General features: G+C 70.2%; 12 protein-coding genes. 8 read left to right on the top strand and 4 right to left on the bottom strand.

The window, feature by feature from the left end; all coding sequences use genetic code 11:
- Positions 1–74 precede the first annotated feature (74 nt).
- The 3 genes from ACH4S9_RS17390 (at position 75) to ACH4S9_RS17380 (ending at position 2906) form a co-directional block, all read left to right on the top strand.
- A complete protein-coding gene (locus ACH4S9_RS17390) occupies positions 75–797 on the top strand; it encodes an alpha/beta hydrolase (RefSeq protein ID WP_311721553.1) in 723 nt (240 codons plus the stop codon).
- A gap of 219 nt (positions 798–1016) precedes the next feature.
- Positions 1017–2342 (top strand): hypothetical protein, encoded by a 1326-nt coding sequence (locus tag ACH4S9_RS17385; RefSeq protein WP_398372656.1) that lies wholly within the window; start codon positions 1017–1019, stop codon positions 2340–2342.
- A gap of 6 nt (positions 2343–2348) precedes the next feature.
- A complete protein-coding gene (locus ACH4S9_RS17380; RefSeq protein WP_398372654.1) occupies positions 2349–2906 on the top strand; it encodes a helix-turn-helix domain-containing protein in 558 nt (185 codons plus the stop codon).
- Between the two features lie 263 nt (positions 2907–3169).
- On the opposite strand, the gene ACH4S9_RS17375 is transcribed toward ACH4S9_RS17380, so the two are convergent.
- The 4 genes from ACH4S9_RS17375 to ACH4S9_RS17360 form a co-directional block, all read right to left on the bottom strand.
- Positions 3170–4096, bottom strand: coding sequence for an endo-beta-N-acetylglucosaminidase H (locus ACH4S9_RS17375; protein WP_311721544.1), 927 nt, complete (start codon positions 4094–4096; stop codon positions 3170–3172).
- A gap of 146 nt (positions 4097–4242) precedes the next feature.
- The gene (locus ACH4S9_RS17370; protein ID WP_385342689.1) at positions 4243–5058 is read right to left on the bottom strand and encodes a copper homeostasis protein CutC; all 816 of its coding nucleotides are present in this window, start codon (positions 5056–5058) and stop codon (positions 4243–4245) included.
- Positions 5055–6587, bottom strand: a complete 1533-nt coding sequence (locus ACH4S9_RS17365) for a M81 family metallopeptidase (RefSeq protein ID WP_398372651.1) — start codon at positions 6585–6587, stop codon at positions 5055–5057. The genes ACH4S9_RS17370 and ACH4S9_RS17365 overlap by 4 nt, the downstream gene beginning before the upstream one ends.
- Positions 6588–6612: 25 nt before the next feature.
- Entirely contained in the window at positions 6613–7845 is a 1233-nt protein-coding gene (locus tag ACH4S9_RS17360; protein ID WP_311721541.1) for an ROK family protein, read from the bottom strand.
- Between the two features lie 305 nt (positions 7846–8150).
- Between ACH4S9_RS17360 and ACH4S9_RS17355 the strand changes: the two genes are divergently transcribed.
- The 5 genes from ACH4S9_RS17355 to ACH4S9_RS17335 are packed head-to-tail and all read left to right on the top strand — an operon-like array spanning position 8151 to position 14539.
- Positions 8151–9968, top strand: coding sequence for a peptide ABC transporter substrate-binding protein (locus tag ACH4S9_RS17355; RefSeq protein WP_311721540.1), 1818 nt, complete (start codon positions 8151–8153; stop codon positions 9966–9968).
- A 50-nt stretch (positions 9969–10018) separates the two neighbouring features.
- Positions 10019–10978: an ABC transporter permease gene (locus ACH4S9_RS17350; RefSeq protein WP_311721539.1), complete on the top strand. Its 960-nt coding sequence runs from the start codon at positions 10019–10021 to the stop codon at positions 10976–10978.
- Positions 10975–11874: an ABC transporter permease gene (locus ACH4S9_RS17345; RefSeq protein WP_311721538.1), complete on the top strand. Its 900-nt coding sequence runs from the start codon at positions 10975–10977 to the stop codon at positions 11872–11874. The genes ACH4S9_RS17350 and ACH4S9_RS17345 overlap by 4 nt, the downstream gene beginning before the upstream one ends.
- Positions 11871–13601: a dipeptide ABC transporter ATP-binding protein gene (locus ACH4S9_RS17340; RefSeq protein ID WP_398372647.1), complete on the top strand. Its 1731-nt coding sequence runs from the start codon at positions 11871–11873 to the stop codon at positions 13599–13601. Before ACH4S9_RS17345 ends, ACH4S9_RS17340 begins: the two co-directional genes overlap by 4 nt.
- Before the next feature lie 11 nt (positions 13602–13612).
- Positions 13613–14539 (top strand): ROK family protein, encoded by a 927-nt coding sequence (locus tag ACH4S9_RS17335; protein WP_398373009.1) that lies wholly within the window; start codon positions 13613–13615, stop codon positions 14537–14539.
- Positions 14540–14728 lie beyond the last annotated feature (189 nt).

Raw genomic sequence — 14728 nt, 5'->3', positions numbered from 1 at the left:
TTCCCTCCGGGGTCACGGTCGGGCGATAGGTCGTCCGGGAGCGCCGTTCAAGAGCACTCCCGAAAGGCACGACCATGCAATTCACGTCCGAACAGCGCCTCGACGACGGCATCCTCGAGCGCGAATTCACCCTCGGCGAGATCCCCGGCACCCTGTGGACGCCTGGATCCACCGCGCCGGCCCCGCTGATCCTGATGGCCCACAACAACGGCCTGCCCAAGAGGGAACCCCGGCTGGTGGCCCGGGCCCGGCAGTCCGCGGCGTACGGCTACGCGGTGGCCACCATCGACGCCTCCGGGTGCGGTGACCGGCCCCGTTCCGCCGCCGACGAGCAGGCCCGCGCCGACCTCCGCCGGGCGATGCAGGCCGGCGAGCCGGTCGATGAGATCTTCGAGTCCTTCATCGGCCCGCTGGTCGAAAAGGCGGTCCCGGAATGGCGGACCACCCTGGACGCCCTCCTTTCGCTGCCCGAGATCGGCGGCCCGGTCGGGTACTCGGGCTGGACCGCCGTCGGCATTCGGCTGGCGGTGGTCGAGCCGCGCGTCGCGGCCGCCGGTTTCTTCGCCGGGGGTTACGTGCCCCGCGCCCAACGCGAGGAGGCCCGGCAGGTCACCATTCCGCTGCTGTTCCTGCTCCAGTGGGACGACGAAGGGAACCCCCGGCAGCGGGCCCTGGACCTGTTCGACGCCTTCGGCACCAAGGAGAAGACGCTGCACGCCAATCTGGGCGGGCACACCGGCACCCCATGGTTCGAGGTGGAGGACGGGGACCGGTTCTTCGGCCGGCACCTGAAGTGAGGCCGGGCCGCCAGGCCGGCAGCAGACGGTAGGCGGCGCCCCGATCGTGCCGGTACCGCCGATGGCCGGTACCGCCACGATCGGGGCGGCCCACGTTGGGTTTGTCAGGGGCCACGGCGCACATACGGTGTGATTGAGTAACGGAACCCTTGCCGGACCGGCGCGCAGCTGCGCGGGCGGCGTCGGGCACCGAGAGCGTGAAGTGAAGGGGGACGGAGCATGCCCACCCTGGGATACCTGACGTCCGGAAGGCCGGACCTCGGGCTGCTCTTCGTGGACCCGCGGCAGGGCCGCGCCTGCGCGGAGAACCGGGTGACCAGCGTCTGTGCGGTGCCACTGACACAAGCGCCTGACCAGGCCACGAAGTCGCCCGCCCAAGGTGCGCTGGCCCTGGTGAGGCTGCCCGACGACCTCGATGAGCGGGCGTCGGGGGCCCTTGATCAACTACTGCGGTACCTCAAGCAACGCAGAGCATCGGGCCTGGCACTGCACTCGCCCGGCGGTGTACCGGCCATACCGCCCAGCATCCGTACGCTGGCGCAGCGGCTGGAGTTTCCGCTCCTCGTCACGGCCGCCGACAGCGAGTGGGCGGGGATCAACGAGGATCTACAGCGGCAACGGGCCCTCGTCGCCGAGCGACAGGTCGAGCAGCTTGAGTCGCTGCTCAACGCGTTGCCGTCCCAGCTGGCCAACCCGGAGGCGGCCAGTCGCATCGTGCGCTGGTTGTCCGACGCGCTGGGCGCGGATGTCGCCGCCGGTTCCGGCGAAAGAGGAGCCTTCGCCGTAGCCCCGGCCGGCCCGGCCAATCTGGCCCGCTCCCTTGTAGCGGCCGACTCAGCGGCCGGTACCGACGGCTCCGATGCCGAACACACACAGCTCGTCCGGGTCCTCGGTGCGGAAGATGGTGTACTGCTGGCTGTCGCCTCCCGCCGCGCGTTCGAGTCGACGGCCGGGAAATTGCTCCGGTACGCGGCAAAACTCCTGGGTCTGTGTGAGCAGGCCCGGCTCGAACACCAAGCCGCCCAGTCCGCCGTGCTCGCCTCCCGTTCAGTCCATCAGGCCGCAACCCAGCTGCTGTTCGGTGGAGAGGTGCTCAAGACGCAGGTCATCGCCGGTCTGATCGCACCTGCTCTGATGGACACCGAGCTGGTCCGCGTCCGGATCATCGACACCGGCAGCCAGGCTCGCGACCCGCACCTCCAGTGGTGCCTGAAGCACATGGGGCGCAGATCACTGGTCTCCCCCTGCCCCGGCAAGGACCAGCACATCATCGTGGTGACTCCGGCCCGCGAAGACGCAGGGGTCGAGTCCGATCTCGGCCATCTGATCGGCGCCCGTCGGGGGCTGGCCATGGGAGTGAGCACGCCGTACCCGCTCGACGCCGCGGGTGCGGGCTACGCGGAAGCCGCGCATGCCGTTCTCGTGGCAGCGCATTCCCCTGAACGGGTCGCGGTCGGCGCGGACCCGAAGATCGCCCCGTTGCTCCCCAGGAACAAGGCGTCCGCCTGGGCACAAGCGCTTCTTGCCCCGCTGCTGAAGCCCTAGCACACGTTGCTGCTTCAGACCCTGCCCACCGGCCTCTCGTACAAGCCGGTCGAGGCGTCCAAGGCCTTGGGCATCCACCGCAACACCCTGCGGGGCCGCTTGAGCCGCGCCGGACACCTCCTGGGACTCGACCTCAACAGCGTCAACAACCGCGTCCTGTTGCTCCTCGCATTCAACCTTCTTGCGCTGCCGACCTCGGATGACTTCACGCCCGAGCCGGCTCCCGACTTCGCCGGACTCATCGCCGCGGCCGGCGACACCGTCCAGGAGTGGGCCGAACAGCGGCTGAGCAAACTGCGCTCGGACCCTCAGAACAGGGACCTGCTGACCACCGTGTCCGCATGGCTGGAGAACGACCTCTCGATTCCCGCCACCGCGCAGGCCCTGAACCTGTCGGACCCGACGGTCCGCAGCCACATCAAGGCCGCCTCCAAACAGTTGGGCATGGACCTCGACGCACAGGCACTCAGCGTCCACGACACCGACGTGGTCACCATCGCTGACGTCGGCATCGCGGCATTTCTCCTCACGGGCCGGCCCGTGCTCGGACAGCCTCGCGGCTGAGCCACTCCTCCTCTTGTGCACTTCGAAAAGCCCGATCCCCGTACTGTGCGCTATCGCAGTAGGAGCGGGTGGCGCCGTCTCCTACCTGGGTCCGACATCACCCGCGTCAGCCGACCGCGGCCACCCGGATTGAAGACGCGGCCGGCCGGCGGCCGCCGCGGCGGTGAGACCTACGGCACCCGCAGTGCCTGACCGGGGACAGCCCCGGTCAGGCACCGTCGTCTATCGGGTACTCACACGGCGAGGAGAGACAGCACCTCGCCTTACCGCGTGTAGACGGCGTTGCTGCCGTACAGTTCCCTGGTGAACGCGGAGACATCGGCGCTGCGATCGGCGCCGTCGAGGTTGTACGTCAGATAGACGCCGTACCCCTCGCTGACGGTGCGGCGGGCAAGGTCGGCGGCCGTGCTCTGCGAAGTCCGGCCGATCTCGACAGCCGCCGGCGACAGCTTCGACTTCGGCAGTGCCACGCGGGGAACCTGCCAGCTGCCGTAGTACGGGTTCCAGGCGTAGTCGAACTTGGACGAGACGTCGACGCCGCCGTAGGAGAGGCGCGACGCGGCCGGGCCGATGTTGTAGAGGCTGATGATCTTGCCCGGCATGTTCGCGCGCAGCGCCGTCACCAGGTGCACGAACGAGCTGTCGTTGGGCTGGCCTGTGCCGTTGTTGCCGTATTCGGCGTACTCGTCATCGAAGTCGATGCCGTCGAGGCCGTACTTGGCCACGGCGTCCGACAGTTTTTTCGCGAACGTCGAAGCATCTTGCTGGGACGGGAAGTTGGCGAAGCCCGCGCCCTGATGGTTGCCGAGCACCGAGAGGACGACCTTGATGCCCTTCTGCTGCAACGGCCGTATCTGCGTGGCGGCGTTGTCGAGGACGCGCTGTACGTTCTCGTTGAAGTGCAGATACGCCGACTTCGTACCCGTGTCGTAGTTGATGTTCGCCGCGAAGACCACGGCGACGTCGAAGACGTTGCCGCCGCCGTTGGCGAGGGTGTACTTGCCGACGTTCAGCATGCTGTTGTTGTTCACCTCGACGTACGCCACCGAGGTCGGACCCTGTTTCGCGGCAGCGGGGGCCGCTGCCGCGCCGGTCGCGGCGGTCGCGGCGGTCCCGCCGAAGGCGAGGGCCGCGACCGCCGAGAGCGCGAACGCGGCCGTCCGTACTCTGCTCCGTACCAGAGTGAACATCGTTGACCGATCTCCCCTCGCATGGGTCGGCGCCCGACCAGTTCGAAAGCGCCGATTGAGCCCTCCAAGTCTTCCGCTCCCGTCACCGAATCCCGAGAATCGCGCGCGAACTCTTCACGACTCCCACGCACGCCTCGGGTTCGGGGTCACGCCGTATCGTCGTCGGGACGGTCCGGGCGGCCGGTGGTCCGTGCGGCGTCCAGTGCCTGCCGGGCCTCGGCCACCACCTTCGGGTCGGTGACGAAGTGGGTGTCCTGGAGGGCAGAGGCTCCCGCGGCTCCGAGAGGTATCCACGCACCGCCGCGCCGGGGCTCGGCCCGGGTCTTGGCTGAGAGGTGCACTGCGGCGACCCCCGCGGCCACCAGGGCGGGGATGTCAGCGGTGCGGACGCCGCCGCCTGCCATGACCTGCACACCAGGGGCCGCGGTGACCATCGCGGCAAGCGTGGTCGCCCCGTCGGCCGCGGTCGCCGCGCCGCCGGAGGTGAGAACGCGGGTGATCCCCAGTGAGGGGAGCAGCGCCGCGGTGGCGACCGGGTCGGCGGACTGGTCGATCGCGCGGTGCAGGGTGACGTCCACGGAGCGGTCGTGGTTCGAGGCCGCCTCATGGGCGGCGTCGGTCAGGCGGGTGACGGCGTCGGTGTCCAGGAGGCCTTCGGCAGTCAGCGCACCGACCACCACGCCCGAGGCGCCCGAGGCGACCACCGAGCGAACCTCGGCGACCATCAGGGCGATCTCCTCGGCGTCGTACACGAAGTCACCGGGACGGCACCGCACCAGAGCGTGCACCGGCGGCCCGACGGCCGCGGCCGCCTCCACCGAGGCCGCCGACGGGGTCAGGCCGCCCAGTTCGAGCCCGGTGCACAGCTCGACCCGGTCCGCACCGTGGTCGCGGGCGGCACGGGCACCCGCCGGGGAGGTGACCGCGATCTCGAGGGTGGTTCCCGGCGTGCGGCCGGTCACTCGTCGTCCCCGGTGAGCGGCTGGTCGGAGGCCGGGACGATCCGGGCCGTCAGATCCGGGTCGGCCATGTCGGGGTCGAAGGGGAACATGGGCCGACGGATGCGCTGGTGACCGAGCCGCACCAGGTCCTGGTCGACACCACCCGGTGTGAGGGCCATCTTCCACGCCGCCGCCATGTCGAACAGCTCGGGCTCCAGGTAGCCGATCTTCACGATGACCACGTCGGCGGAGCGGGGGTCGAGGTCCAGGTCGGCGAAGTCGTGTTCGTGGTGGTAGGGCTTGCGCTGCCGGGTCAGGATCGCGTACACGCTGCCGACTCGGACCACGACCTCGGTCTCGGCGTCGCGGTCGCCGTGCCGGATCGCGTGGACCACGCCGGTGAGGGTGACGGGACCGGCGTGCCGGTCGTCCACCTCGGCTCCGGCGGTGACGGTGACGGTGGCGCCCACGCCGGCGGCGACCGCGGTGTCCACGGCGGCGGGGCCGGGCACCGAGGCGTACAGGACGGTCGGGCCGTCGTCCTTCTGGAACTCCGGGCGCTCCAGCAGCCTGGTCAGGCCCCAGGTGACGTCGCCGGCGCCGCCCGCGGTGGGGTTGTCGCCGGTGTCGCTGATGAAGTACGGCCGGTGCTGCGAGCGCAGGGCCTCATCGAGGAGGTCGTCGAAGGTACCGGTCGGGGCGACGAAGTCGAAGTCGTGACGGGCCTCCCAGAAGCCGCGGGCGAGGCGTTCGGCGCCTGACGACACGGCGTTCCGGTCGGGGCCGGTGACGACGACGGCCGCGCGGTTGCGTGGTTCGTCGGCCCAGGCGTAGCCGACCCATATCGCCGCGTCGGTCACCCCGTCCATGGCCTCGACCTCGTCGACCGCCGCGTACACGCTCCTGGCGGGCTCGATGCGGGTGGAGGTCTGCTCTCCGGCCAGCAGCACCGGGACGGGTACCCATGCCTTCACCGGCCGGGGGGCGCCGGAGGCGAGCAGGTCGACCAGGTTGCGCACGGCGCGCTCCTTGGTCTCCATGTGGTCCTCGTGCGGGGCCATCCGGTAGCAGGTGATGAGGTCGCTGCGGTGGGCGAGTTCGCGGGAGACGTTGCCGTGCAGGTCCATCGAGGTGGAGACGATCACGTCGGGGCCGACGGTGGCACGGATGCGTTCCAGCAGGACGGCCTCGGCGTCCTCGACGCCCTCCACGGTCATCGCGCCGTGGATGTCGTACCAGAGACCGTCGAGCCGGGGCAGTGCGGCCAGGCGGTCGATGAGTTCGTCGGTGAGTGCGGACCAGGCGGCGGCGGTGACCATGCCGCCGGGCAGCGACTTGCCCACCAGGGCGCCGTGCCAGTCGGCGGCCTCGCGCAGTTCCTCGCCGGGCGCGAGGAAGGGGTAGCGGCCGAGCACGTCGGCACCCCGCGAGGGGTGGAAGGCGGGGGCCTCGGTGCGGGCCGGGGAGAAGGTGGACGACTCGATGCCCAGCCCGGCGATGGCGATGACCGGGCGGGCGGCGGTGCGGGATGCGGTACGGGTTTCCGGCATGGCTCCTCGTGCGGGTTGTGGTGCGTCAGGGGGTGCGGTGTGCGGCGGGGCCGAGGTGCTCGACACCGAGCCCGGTGCCGCCGACGTTGCGCAGGGCGTGCGCCATGGCGCGTTGCAGGGCGAACTGTCCGGCCCCGACGACTCCGGCGTCGACGCCGAGGCTGGCCCGCTCGATCGTGAGGTGCTCGGTGACCAGCGGGTGGCAGCTGTCGTAGAGCTGGCTGCGGACCGCGGCGACGAAGGGTTCCAGGGTGGAGAGGATGCCGCCGAGGTAGACGGCGTCCGGGTTGAAGAAGTTGACGTTGGCGGCGAGCACCTGCCCGAGGTGTTCTCCGGCTCGGCGGACCGCGCGGGTGGCCTCGGGGTCGGCGTCGGCGGCGAGGCCCACGACGTCCTCGAGGCTGCTGACGTCGGCGCCGCGCTCGCGCAGGATGCGCACCAGGGCGGCGCCGGAGGCCACGGTCTCCAGACAGCCCGTCTTGCCGCAGGAGCAGGGGATGTCGGCGGCGCCGTCGATCCGGATGTGGGTGATGTCGCCGGCGGCGCCGGTAGCGCCCCGGTAGAGGCGACCGTCGACGATGACGCCGGCGCCGATCGCCGAGCCGATCTTCACCATGATCGACTGTCGGTGTTCGGCGGGCCGGACGGTGTGCTCGCCCATCGCCATGCAGTTGGCGTCGTTGTCCACCGCGGTCGGGACGCCGAAGCGTTCCTCCAGCCAGGTGGCGACCGGGAAGCGGTTCCACCCCGGCATCCGCGACGGCAGCATGGCGGCTCCGGATCGGATGTCGACGGGGCCCGGCAGGGACAGGCCGACACCGCACATCCGGTCGCGTCCGTGTTCCTCGGCCAGGGCCTCCAGCGTGTCGGCGAGCCGTGGCAGAGCCTGCTCGGGACCGTCGGCGATGACGAACGGAACGGTGGAGACCTTCTCGAGCCGGCCGCCGGGCAGCGCCACACCGATCCGGGCATGCCGGCCGCCGAGGTCGGCGGCGACGGCGAACTCGTCGGTGCCGCCCAGCCGCAGGACCTTGCGGGGGCGCCCGCCGGTGGACGACTGGGTGCCTTCCTCGGCGATCAGCCCGCGCTCGACCAGCTGCCCCACGGTGAGGGAGATGGTCGAGGGGGCGGCACCGAGCAGGGCGGCGAGCTCGGCGCGTGACGAGGCCTGGCCCGAGGCCACGAGTTCGAGGACGCGGGCGGCGAGGGAGGAACTCCCCTTCGCCGACTGACGGTTCCGCGCACTTATTTCAGTCATGTACGAAGTAACTTCCGCAACGGTGGGTGTGACGAAGACAGTACGCCCGCGCAATGCGTACGTGAACCGCTTCCCGGACGGCAATGCCGCGATCAACAGCGTGACAAACCGGATCAAAGATGGCGTTTTCGCTACCTGGACAGGGCTTCGGAGAGTTCTGTCGAACTCGCAGAAACTTACTTTTTACTAATTCTTGTTTGTTTAATCAGCACGTGAGACGTTGACTGTCGTCGCAGCGCCGATCCCCGCGGCGCCCGCCCCAGGCCAATGGGGCACACACGGGTCCTTTCACTCCGAGGAGAGCCATGTTCCTTGCTCATACGGCGACCGGCCGCCGCTGGGCCCTCGTCGCGGGTGCCGCCGTCATGTCCGGCGCACTGCTCACCGGCTGTTCCGGGGGCGGCACCTCGTCGTCCGGCGGACACTCGACGGACACCATCAACTACGCGCTCCCGGCCAACTTCACGCCGAACTGGATCCTCCCGGTTGGCACGGCCTCGCACCTCAACACCAACAACTCCTCCATATCCCAGTCCCTCTGGGAGCCGCTGATCGCCTATGACGGCTCCACCGGCGAGGTCGGCTGGAACAAGGACAACTCCCTCGCCACCGCGGCGGACTTCGCCAAGGACGGCAAGAGCGTCACGATCACCCTCGGCAACCGGCACTGGAGTGACGGCAAGCCGATCACCTCGCGCGACGTCGAGTTCTGGTTCAACCTGATCAAGGCCAATAAGGCCGACTGGGCAAACTACAGCCCGGGCAAGGCGCCGGACAACTGGACCTCGCTGAAGATCGTCGACGACACTCACTTCACCATCGCGTTCGACAAGGCGTACAACAAGCAGTGGATGCTCGCCAACGAGTTGAGCATGATCCGCCCGATGCCGCAGCACGTCTGGGACAAGACCGGCGACTCCGATGCCGTCTCCGACCTGGACCGCACCGCCGCCGGCGCCAAGAAGGTCTGGACGTACCTCAACAAGGCCGCCAAGAACATCTCCGGTTACGCCACCGACCCGCTGTGGAAGACCGTCAGCGGTCCCTACACCCTCAAGTCCTTCTCCACCGCGGGCAGGGTCGAACTGACCGCCAACGCCAAGTACGACGGCGGCGGCAAGGCCAACATCAAACACGTCAACCTGCTGCCGTTCACCACGACCGACGCCGAGGCGAACGCGCTGCGGGCGGGCACGGTCGACTACGGCTACATCAACGCCACGGACCTCAGCCAGGAGGCGTCCTTCAAGTCGAAGGGCTACACGGTCAAACCGTGGGCGGGCTGGGCGATCACCTATATGCCCTACAACTTCAACAACCCGGCCATGGGCGCCGTCTTCAAGCAGCTCTACGCCCGCCAGGCGATCCAGATGTCGGTCGACCAGACCAGTCTGTCGAAGGTGATCTTCAACGGCACCGCGGTCCCCACCTACGGCCCGATCCCCCAGGGACAGGCCTCCGACTTCGTCTCTCCGGAGCAGAAGAAGAACCCGTACCCGTTCGACACCGCCAAGGCGAAGCAGCTGCTGACCTCGCACGGCTGGAGCGAGCAGAACGGCACCATGGTGTGCACCGACGCGGGCAGCGGCGACGACCAGTGCGGCTCGGGCGTCGCCAAGGGCACCAAGTTCGAGATGCAGGTGCTGTCCCAGTCCGGTTCGACCGTGACCGACAACATGATGAGCGCGCTGCAGTCCTCCTTCTCGAAGACCGGCATCAAGTTCACCATCAAGACGGCCCCCGTCAACTCCGTGCTCTCGCAGTCCGGCCAGTGCAAGTCCGGTGACCCGGGTTGCAAGTGGCAGCTGTCCTTCTTCGGCACCGCGGGCAGCTGGTACTTCCCGGCGTACCCCAGCGGCGACTCACTCTTCCAGACCGGCGGCGGTTCCAACTTCGGCAGCTACTCCAACCCGGCGGTGGACAAGCTGATCGCACAGACCACCACCTCCGAGTCGCCCGCCGCCGTCCAGGAGTACAGCGCCGCGCTGGCCAAGGACCTGCCGGTGATCTGGCTGCCGGAGCCCGACTACCAGGTCTCCGTGGTCAAGAACGGGCTGGGCGGTTTCGCCCAGGACTCGCTCGCCAACTTCCACCCCGCCATGTGGAAGTGGACGAACAAGTGAGCCCGGCCGGTGACCCAGCGCATTCCTGAGCCGAAGCGACCGGAAAACACATGAGTACTCCTTCGTACCTGATCAGACGGGTTCTCCAGGCCGTCGTGGTGATCGTGATCGTGACGATCGTGGTCTTCGGTCTGCTGCACGCCCTGCCCGGGGGTCCCGCCCGCGGCATCCTCGGCCCGCAGGCCACGGCGCAGCAGATCGCCCACTTCAACCACGAACAGGGCCTCGACCAGCCTCTGCCCGCGCAATACCTCCACTATCTGAACCAGTTGCTGCACGGAGACCTCGGCACCTCGTACACCCTGAACGCGCCGGTCTCCCGGCTCATCGGGGAGCGGCTGCCGAAGACCCTGGTCCTGACCGTCCTGTCGATGGTCATCGGCCTTCTCCTGGCGATCCCGCTGGGAATGTGGCAGGCCGTGCGCCGCAACAGGCCGGTGGACTATGTCATCACCACGCTGAGCTTCATCGCCTACTCCACCCCGGTGTACTTCCTCGGGTTGATCCTGGTTCTGGTGTTCAGCCAGGTGCTGCCGTGGTTCCCGTCTCAGGCGCCGCAGGGGGACTCGCTCGCCCAGGTGTTCTCCGACCCGCAGGCCCTGGTACTGCCGGTGGCCGCCGGCGCCGCCTCCATGGTCGCGGTGTTCAGCCGCTACATGCGCGCCGCCACCTTGGAGAATCTCTCCGAGGACTACGTCAGGACGGCGCGGGCCGGGGGTTCCCGCTCCCGCGCCATCCTGCGGCGGCACGTCTTCCGTAACTCCCTGACCCCCGTGGTCGCCATGCTCGGCTACTACCTGCCGGTGCTCTTCGGCGGTGCGCTGGTGGTGGAGCAGCTCTTCAACTACCCCGGTATGGGGCTGCTGTTCTGGTCCGCCGCACAGGCCTCCGACTACCCGGTCCTGCTGGGCTGCGTGCTGGTCATCTCCGTCGCCACCGTGGTCGGCACGCTGCTCGCCGACATCGTCCAGCGGATCATCGATCCCCGAGTGAAGGCAGGCCGGACATGAGCGCCGTCATCCAGCCGGCCAAGACGCCCGGCACCGCGGACACCCCCCGTGAGACCTCCGGCACCCGGCTCGCGGTGCGGCGCTTCCTGCGCAACCGGCTCGCCGTCACCGGGCTCGGCGTCGTGGTGTTCTTCATCCTGTTCTGCTTCGTGGGCCCGCTGGTGTATCACACGGACCAGACCCACACCGCCCTCCAGCAGGTCAACCTCTCGCCGAGCGGCGCACACTGGCTCGGCACCGACGCCGTCGGCCACGACGAGCTGGGCCGGCTGATGTACGGCGGCAAGGTGTCGCTGGTCGTCGGTCTCGCCGCAGGCGTCCTGGCCACCGTCATCGGCACCCTGTGGGGCGCGGCCGCGGGCTATGCCGGCGGCTGGATCGACGCGGTGATGATGCGGGTCGTGGACGCGGGCATCGCCATCCCCGCCCTCTTCATCCTGCTGGTGGTCTCCGCCATCACCACCCCCGGCCTGGCCGGCCTGATCCTCATCCTCGGACTGGTGTCATGGCTGGTGCCGTCCCGGCTCATCCGGGCCGAGACCCTGAGCCTGAAGAATCGCGACTACATACTGACCCTGCGGGCCATCGGGGGAACGCACGCCCGCGCGATCCTGCGGCACATCCTGCCCAACTCCGTGTCGACCATCGTCGTCGCCACGACCTTCCAGATCGCCGACTCCATCCTCCTCGTGGCCTACGTCTCCTACCTGGGCCTGGGCCTTCAGCCGCCGGCCACCGACTGGGGCGGCATGCTCTCCGCGGGACTCACCGCCGCCTACTCCGGCTACTGGTGGCTCATCCTGCCGCCCGGCCTGGCCATCATCCTGGTGGTGTGGGCGTTCAACGCGATAGGCGACGGGCTCCGTGACGCATTCGACGTGAGGGGACGCGGATGACCGCCACCCAGGCCTCCGGCGCCCCGGCGGCCGAGCCGATCCTCGAACTCGACGACCTCGATGTCGTCTTCACCACCGAGTCCGCGGAGGTTCCCGCCGTACGGGGGGTGTCCCTGCACGTCCGTCCCGGTGAGACCCTCGCTCTGGTCGGCGAGTCGGGCTCCGGGAAGTCCACCGTCGCGCTGGCCGCGATGGGGCTGCTGGCCGGAAACGCCCGCGCCACGGGCCGGGCCGTGATCGACGGCACCGACATCGTCGGCGCCGACGAGGCAGGGCTCGCCGCGCTGCGCGGCCGGACCGTCTCCATGGTGTTCCAGGAGCCGGCCACCGCGCTCGACCCGCTCACCCGGATCGGCAAGCAGATCGCCGAGGTGATCCGCAACCACAACGACATCTCCGCCAAGGACGCCGCCGCTCGCGCCGTCGGCCTGCTGCGCAGGGTCGGCATCCCCGAGCCGGAGAAACGCGCGGCCGCCTACCCCTTCCAGCTCTCCGGGGGCCAGCGCCAGCGGGTGGTCATCGCCATGGCCATCGCGAACGACCCGGCCCTCGTGATCGCCGATGAGCCGACCACCGCGCTGGACGTCACCGTGCAGGCCGAGATCCTCGACCTGCTGCGCAGGCTCGCCGCCGAGACCGGCACCGGCGTCCTGCTCGTCACCCACAACATGGGTGTGGTCGCCGACTTCGCCGACCGGGTCGCCGTGATGTACCAGGGCCGGATCGTGGAGACCGGCCCGGTCGAGGACGTACTGCTGCGCCCGTCCCACGACTACACCCGGCGGCTGCTGGCCGCCGTGCCCCGGCTGTCGGTCGCGGAGTCCGACGAGCGCCCGCCGGCCGGCGAGGCCCGCCCGGACGACGGGTCCGGCAGCGGCGACGGCACCGCGCCGGTCGTCGAACTCCGCGACATCTCGGTGGTGTTCGGTCGCGGAAAGCGCGCGGTGCGCGCCCTGGACGGTATCTCGCTCGTCGTCCGCCCCGGCGAGACCCTGGGCCTGGTGGGCGAGTCGGGCTCCGGCAAGTCCACCGCGGCGCGGGTCGCACTCGGCTTGATCCCGCCGACGTCCGGCACCGTGTCGCTGTTCGGTGCCGATCTGGCCCGTACCCGTTCCCGTGCCCGCCGCAGGCTGCGGTCCGGCATCGGCGTGGTCCTCCAGGACCCGGTCGCCTCGCTCGACGCCAGGATGACGGTCGGCGAGTGCGTCGCCGAGCCGCTGCGGGTACATCGCCGTGAACTGTCCGCCCGGGACCAGCGCAGCAGGGTTGAAGCGGTGCTCGACCGGGTCCGGCTGCCCCGCGACATCGTCCGGCGCGCCCCCGGCGAGCTGTCCGGCGGTCAGCGCCAGCGGGTCAGTCTGGCCCGCGCGCTGGTGCTCGAGCCCCGGCTGCTGGTCGCCGACGAGCCCACCAGCGCGCTCGACGTGAGCGTGCAGGAGTCCGTGCTGAAGGTCATCACGGAACTACAGGACGAGCTGGGCTTCGCCTGCCTGTTCGTCTCCCACGACCTCGCCGTCGTCCAGCACTTCGCCCGCCGGGTCGCCGTCATGCGGGCCGGGCGGATCGAGGAGCAGGGCCCCACCGGTGGGACGCTGCTGCGCCCGGAAACCGACTACACCCGGCGGCTGCTGGCCGCCGTGCCGGTCCCCGACCCGGTGGTCCAACGCGGACGCAGAGCCGAACGCCTGGCCACCTTGGCGGCCGGACGCACGGAGGCCGAGGCGTGAACGACCGCCCCTTGTTCGCCGGCGTGGACATCGGCGGGACCACGACCCAGGTAGTGCTGTGCGACGACGACCTCACGGTGCTCGACCGGGCCGGAACGACCACTCCGGCGGCCTCCGGCGGGCAGGCCATGATCGACGCCGCGCTCGGTGTACTGGCCCCGCTGTTGCGGCGTACGCCCGGCCGGCTCATCGGCGCCGGCGTCGGCGCGGCCGGGGTGGTGGACACCGCCGTGGGCCGCATCCTGGTGGCCAGCGACTCCTTCAGCGGCTGGTCGGGCTTCCCCGTCACCGCCTCCGTGGAGGACGCCCTGGGCGTTCCCGCGTTCCTCGACAACGACGTCAACGCGTTCCTGCGCGGGGAGGTGTCGGGCGGCGTGGTACGGGGCGAACCCGATGTTCTCGGCATCGCGCTGGGCACGGGCGTGGGCGGCGCGCTCTGGGCGGACGGCCGGCTCTTCGCCGGCCCGCACGGTGCGGCCGGCGAGATCGGGCACATCCCCGGATTCGGCGACCTGCCCTGTACCTGCGGGGGGCGTGGCCACCTGGAGACCTTGGCCTCCGGCCGTTCCATCGGGGCCCGATTCACCGAGCGCACCGGCCGCCGGCTCACCGCGCGAGAGGTCGCTGACGCGGCCGCGTCCGGCGACGAGGACGCCCTGGAGGTGTACCGCGCGGCCGGCGCCGGGCTCGCGCGGGCGGTCGTCATGACAGCGGGCCTGGTGGACATCACCACGGTGGTGATCGGTGGCGGCGTCAGCGGTGCCTGGCACCTTCTCGAGCCCGTCATACGGGCCGGGCTCGCCGAGGAGCCCCCGGTGAGTGGTCACCCGGTACGCCTGGTCCGGGCCCGTCTCGGCACCGATGCCGTACCCGTGGGCGCCGCCGCCCGCGCCCGCCTGGAGACGACGCCAGGTGTGGGAGTCCCGACGACACCCTGAGGGCCGCGGACGACGTCCCGGCCCCGAGCCGTTCCGACGGCCCCGATCGGCGGAAACCGTCCGGATTCGGGGCCGTCGCTTCGCCGGTGGCCCGGGCCGACGACCGCATGTCGTCGCCGGTCCATGCCGAACCTCGCAGGGACTCCGAGGCCGCAGCTCAATTCCGCTCCGTGCCCGGTTGGAATTCAC

Source organism: Streptomyces sp. NPDC021225 (genome assembly GCF_044332865.1).
GTDB lineage: Bacteria > Actinomycetota > Actinomycetes > Streptomycetales > Streptomycetaceae > Streptomyces.
Note: the sequence above shows the minus strand (reverse complement) of the source record. Positions and strands in the feature narration are given on the sequence as shown.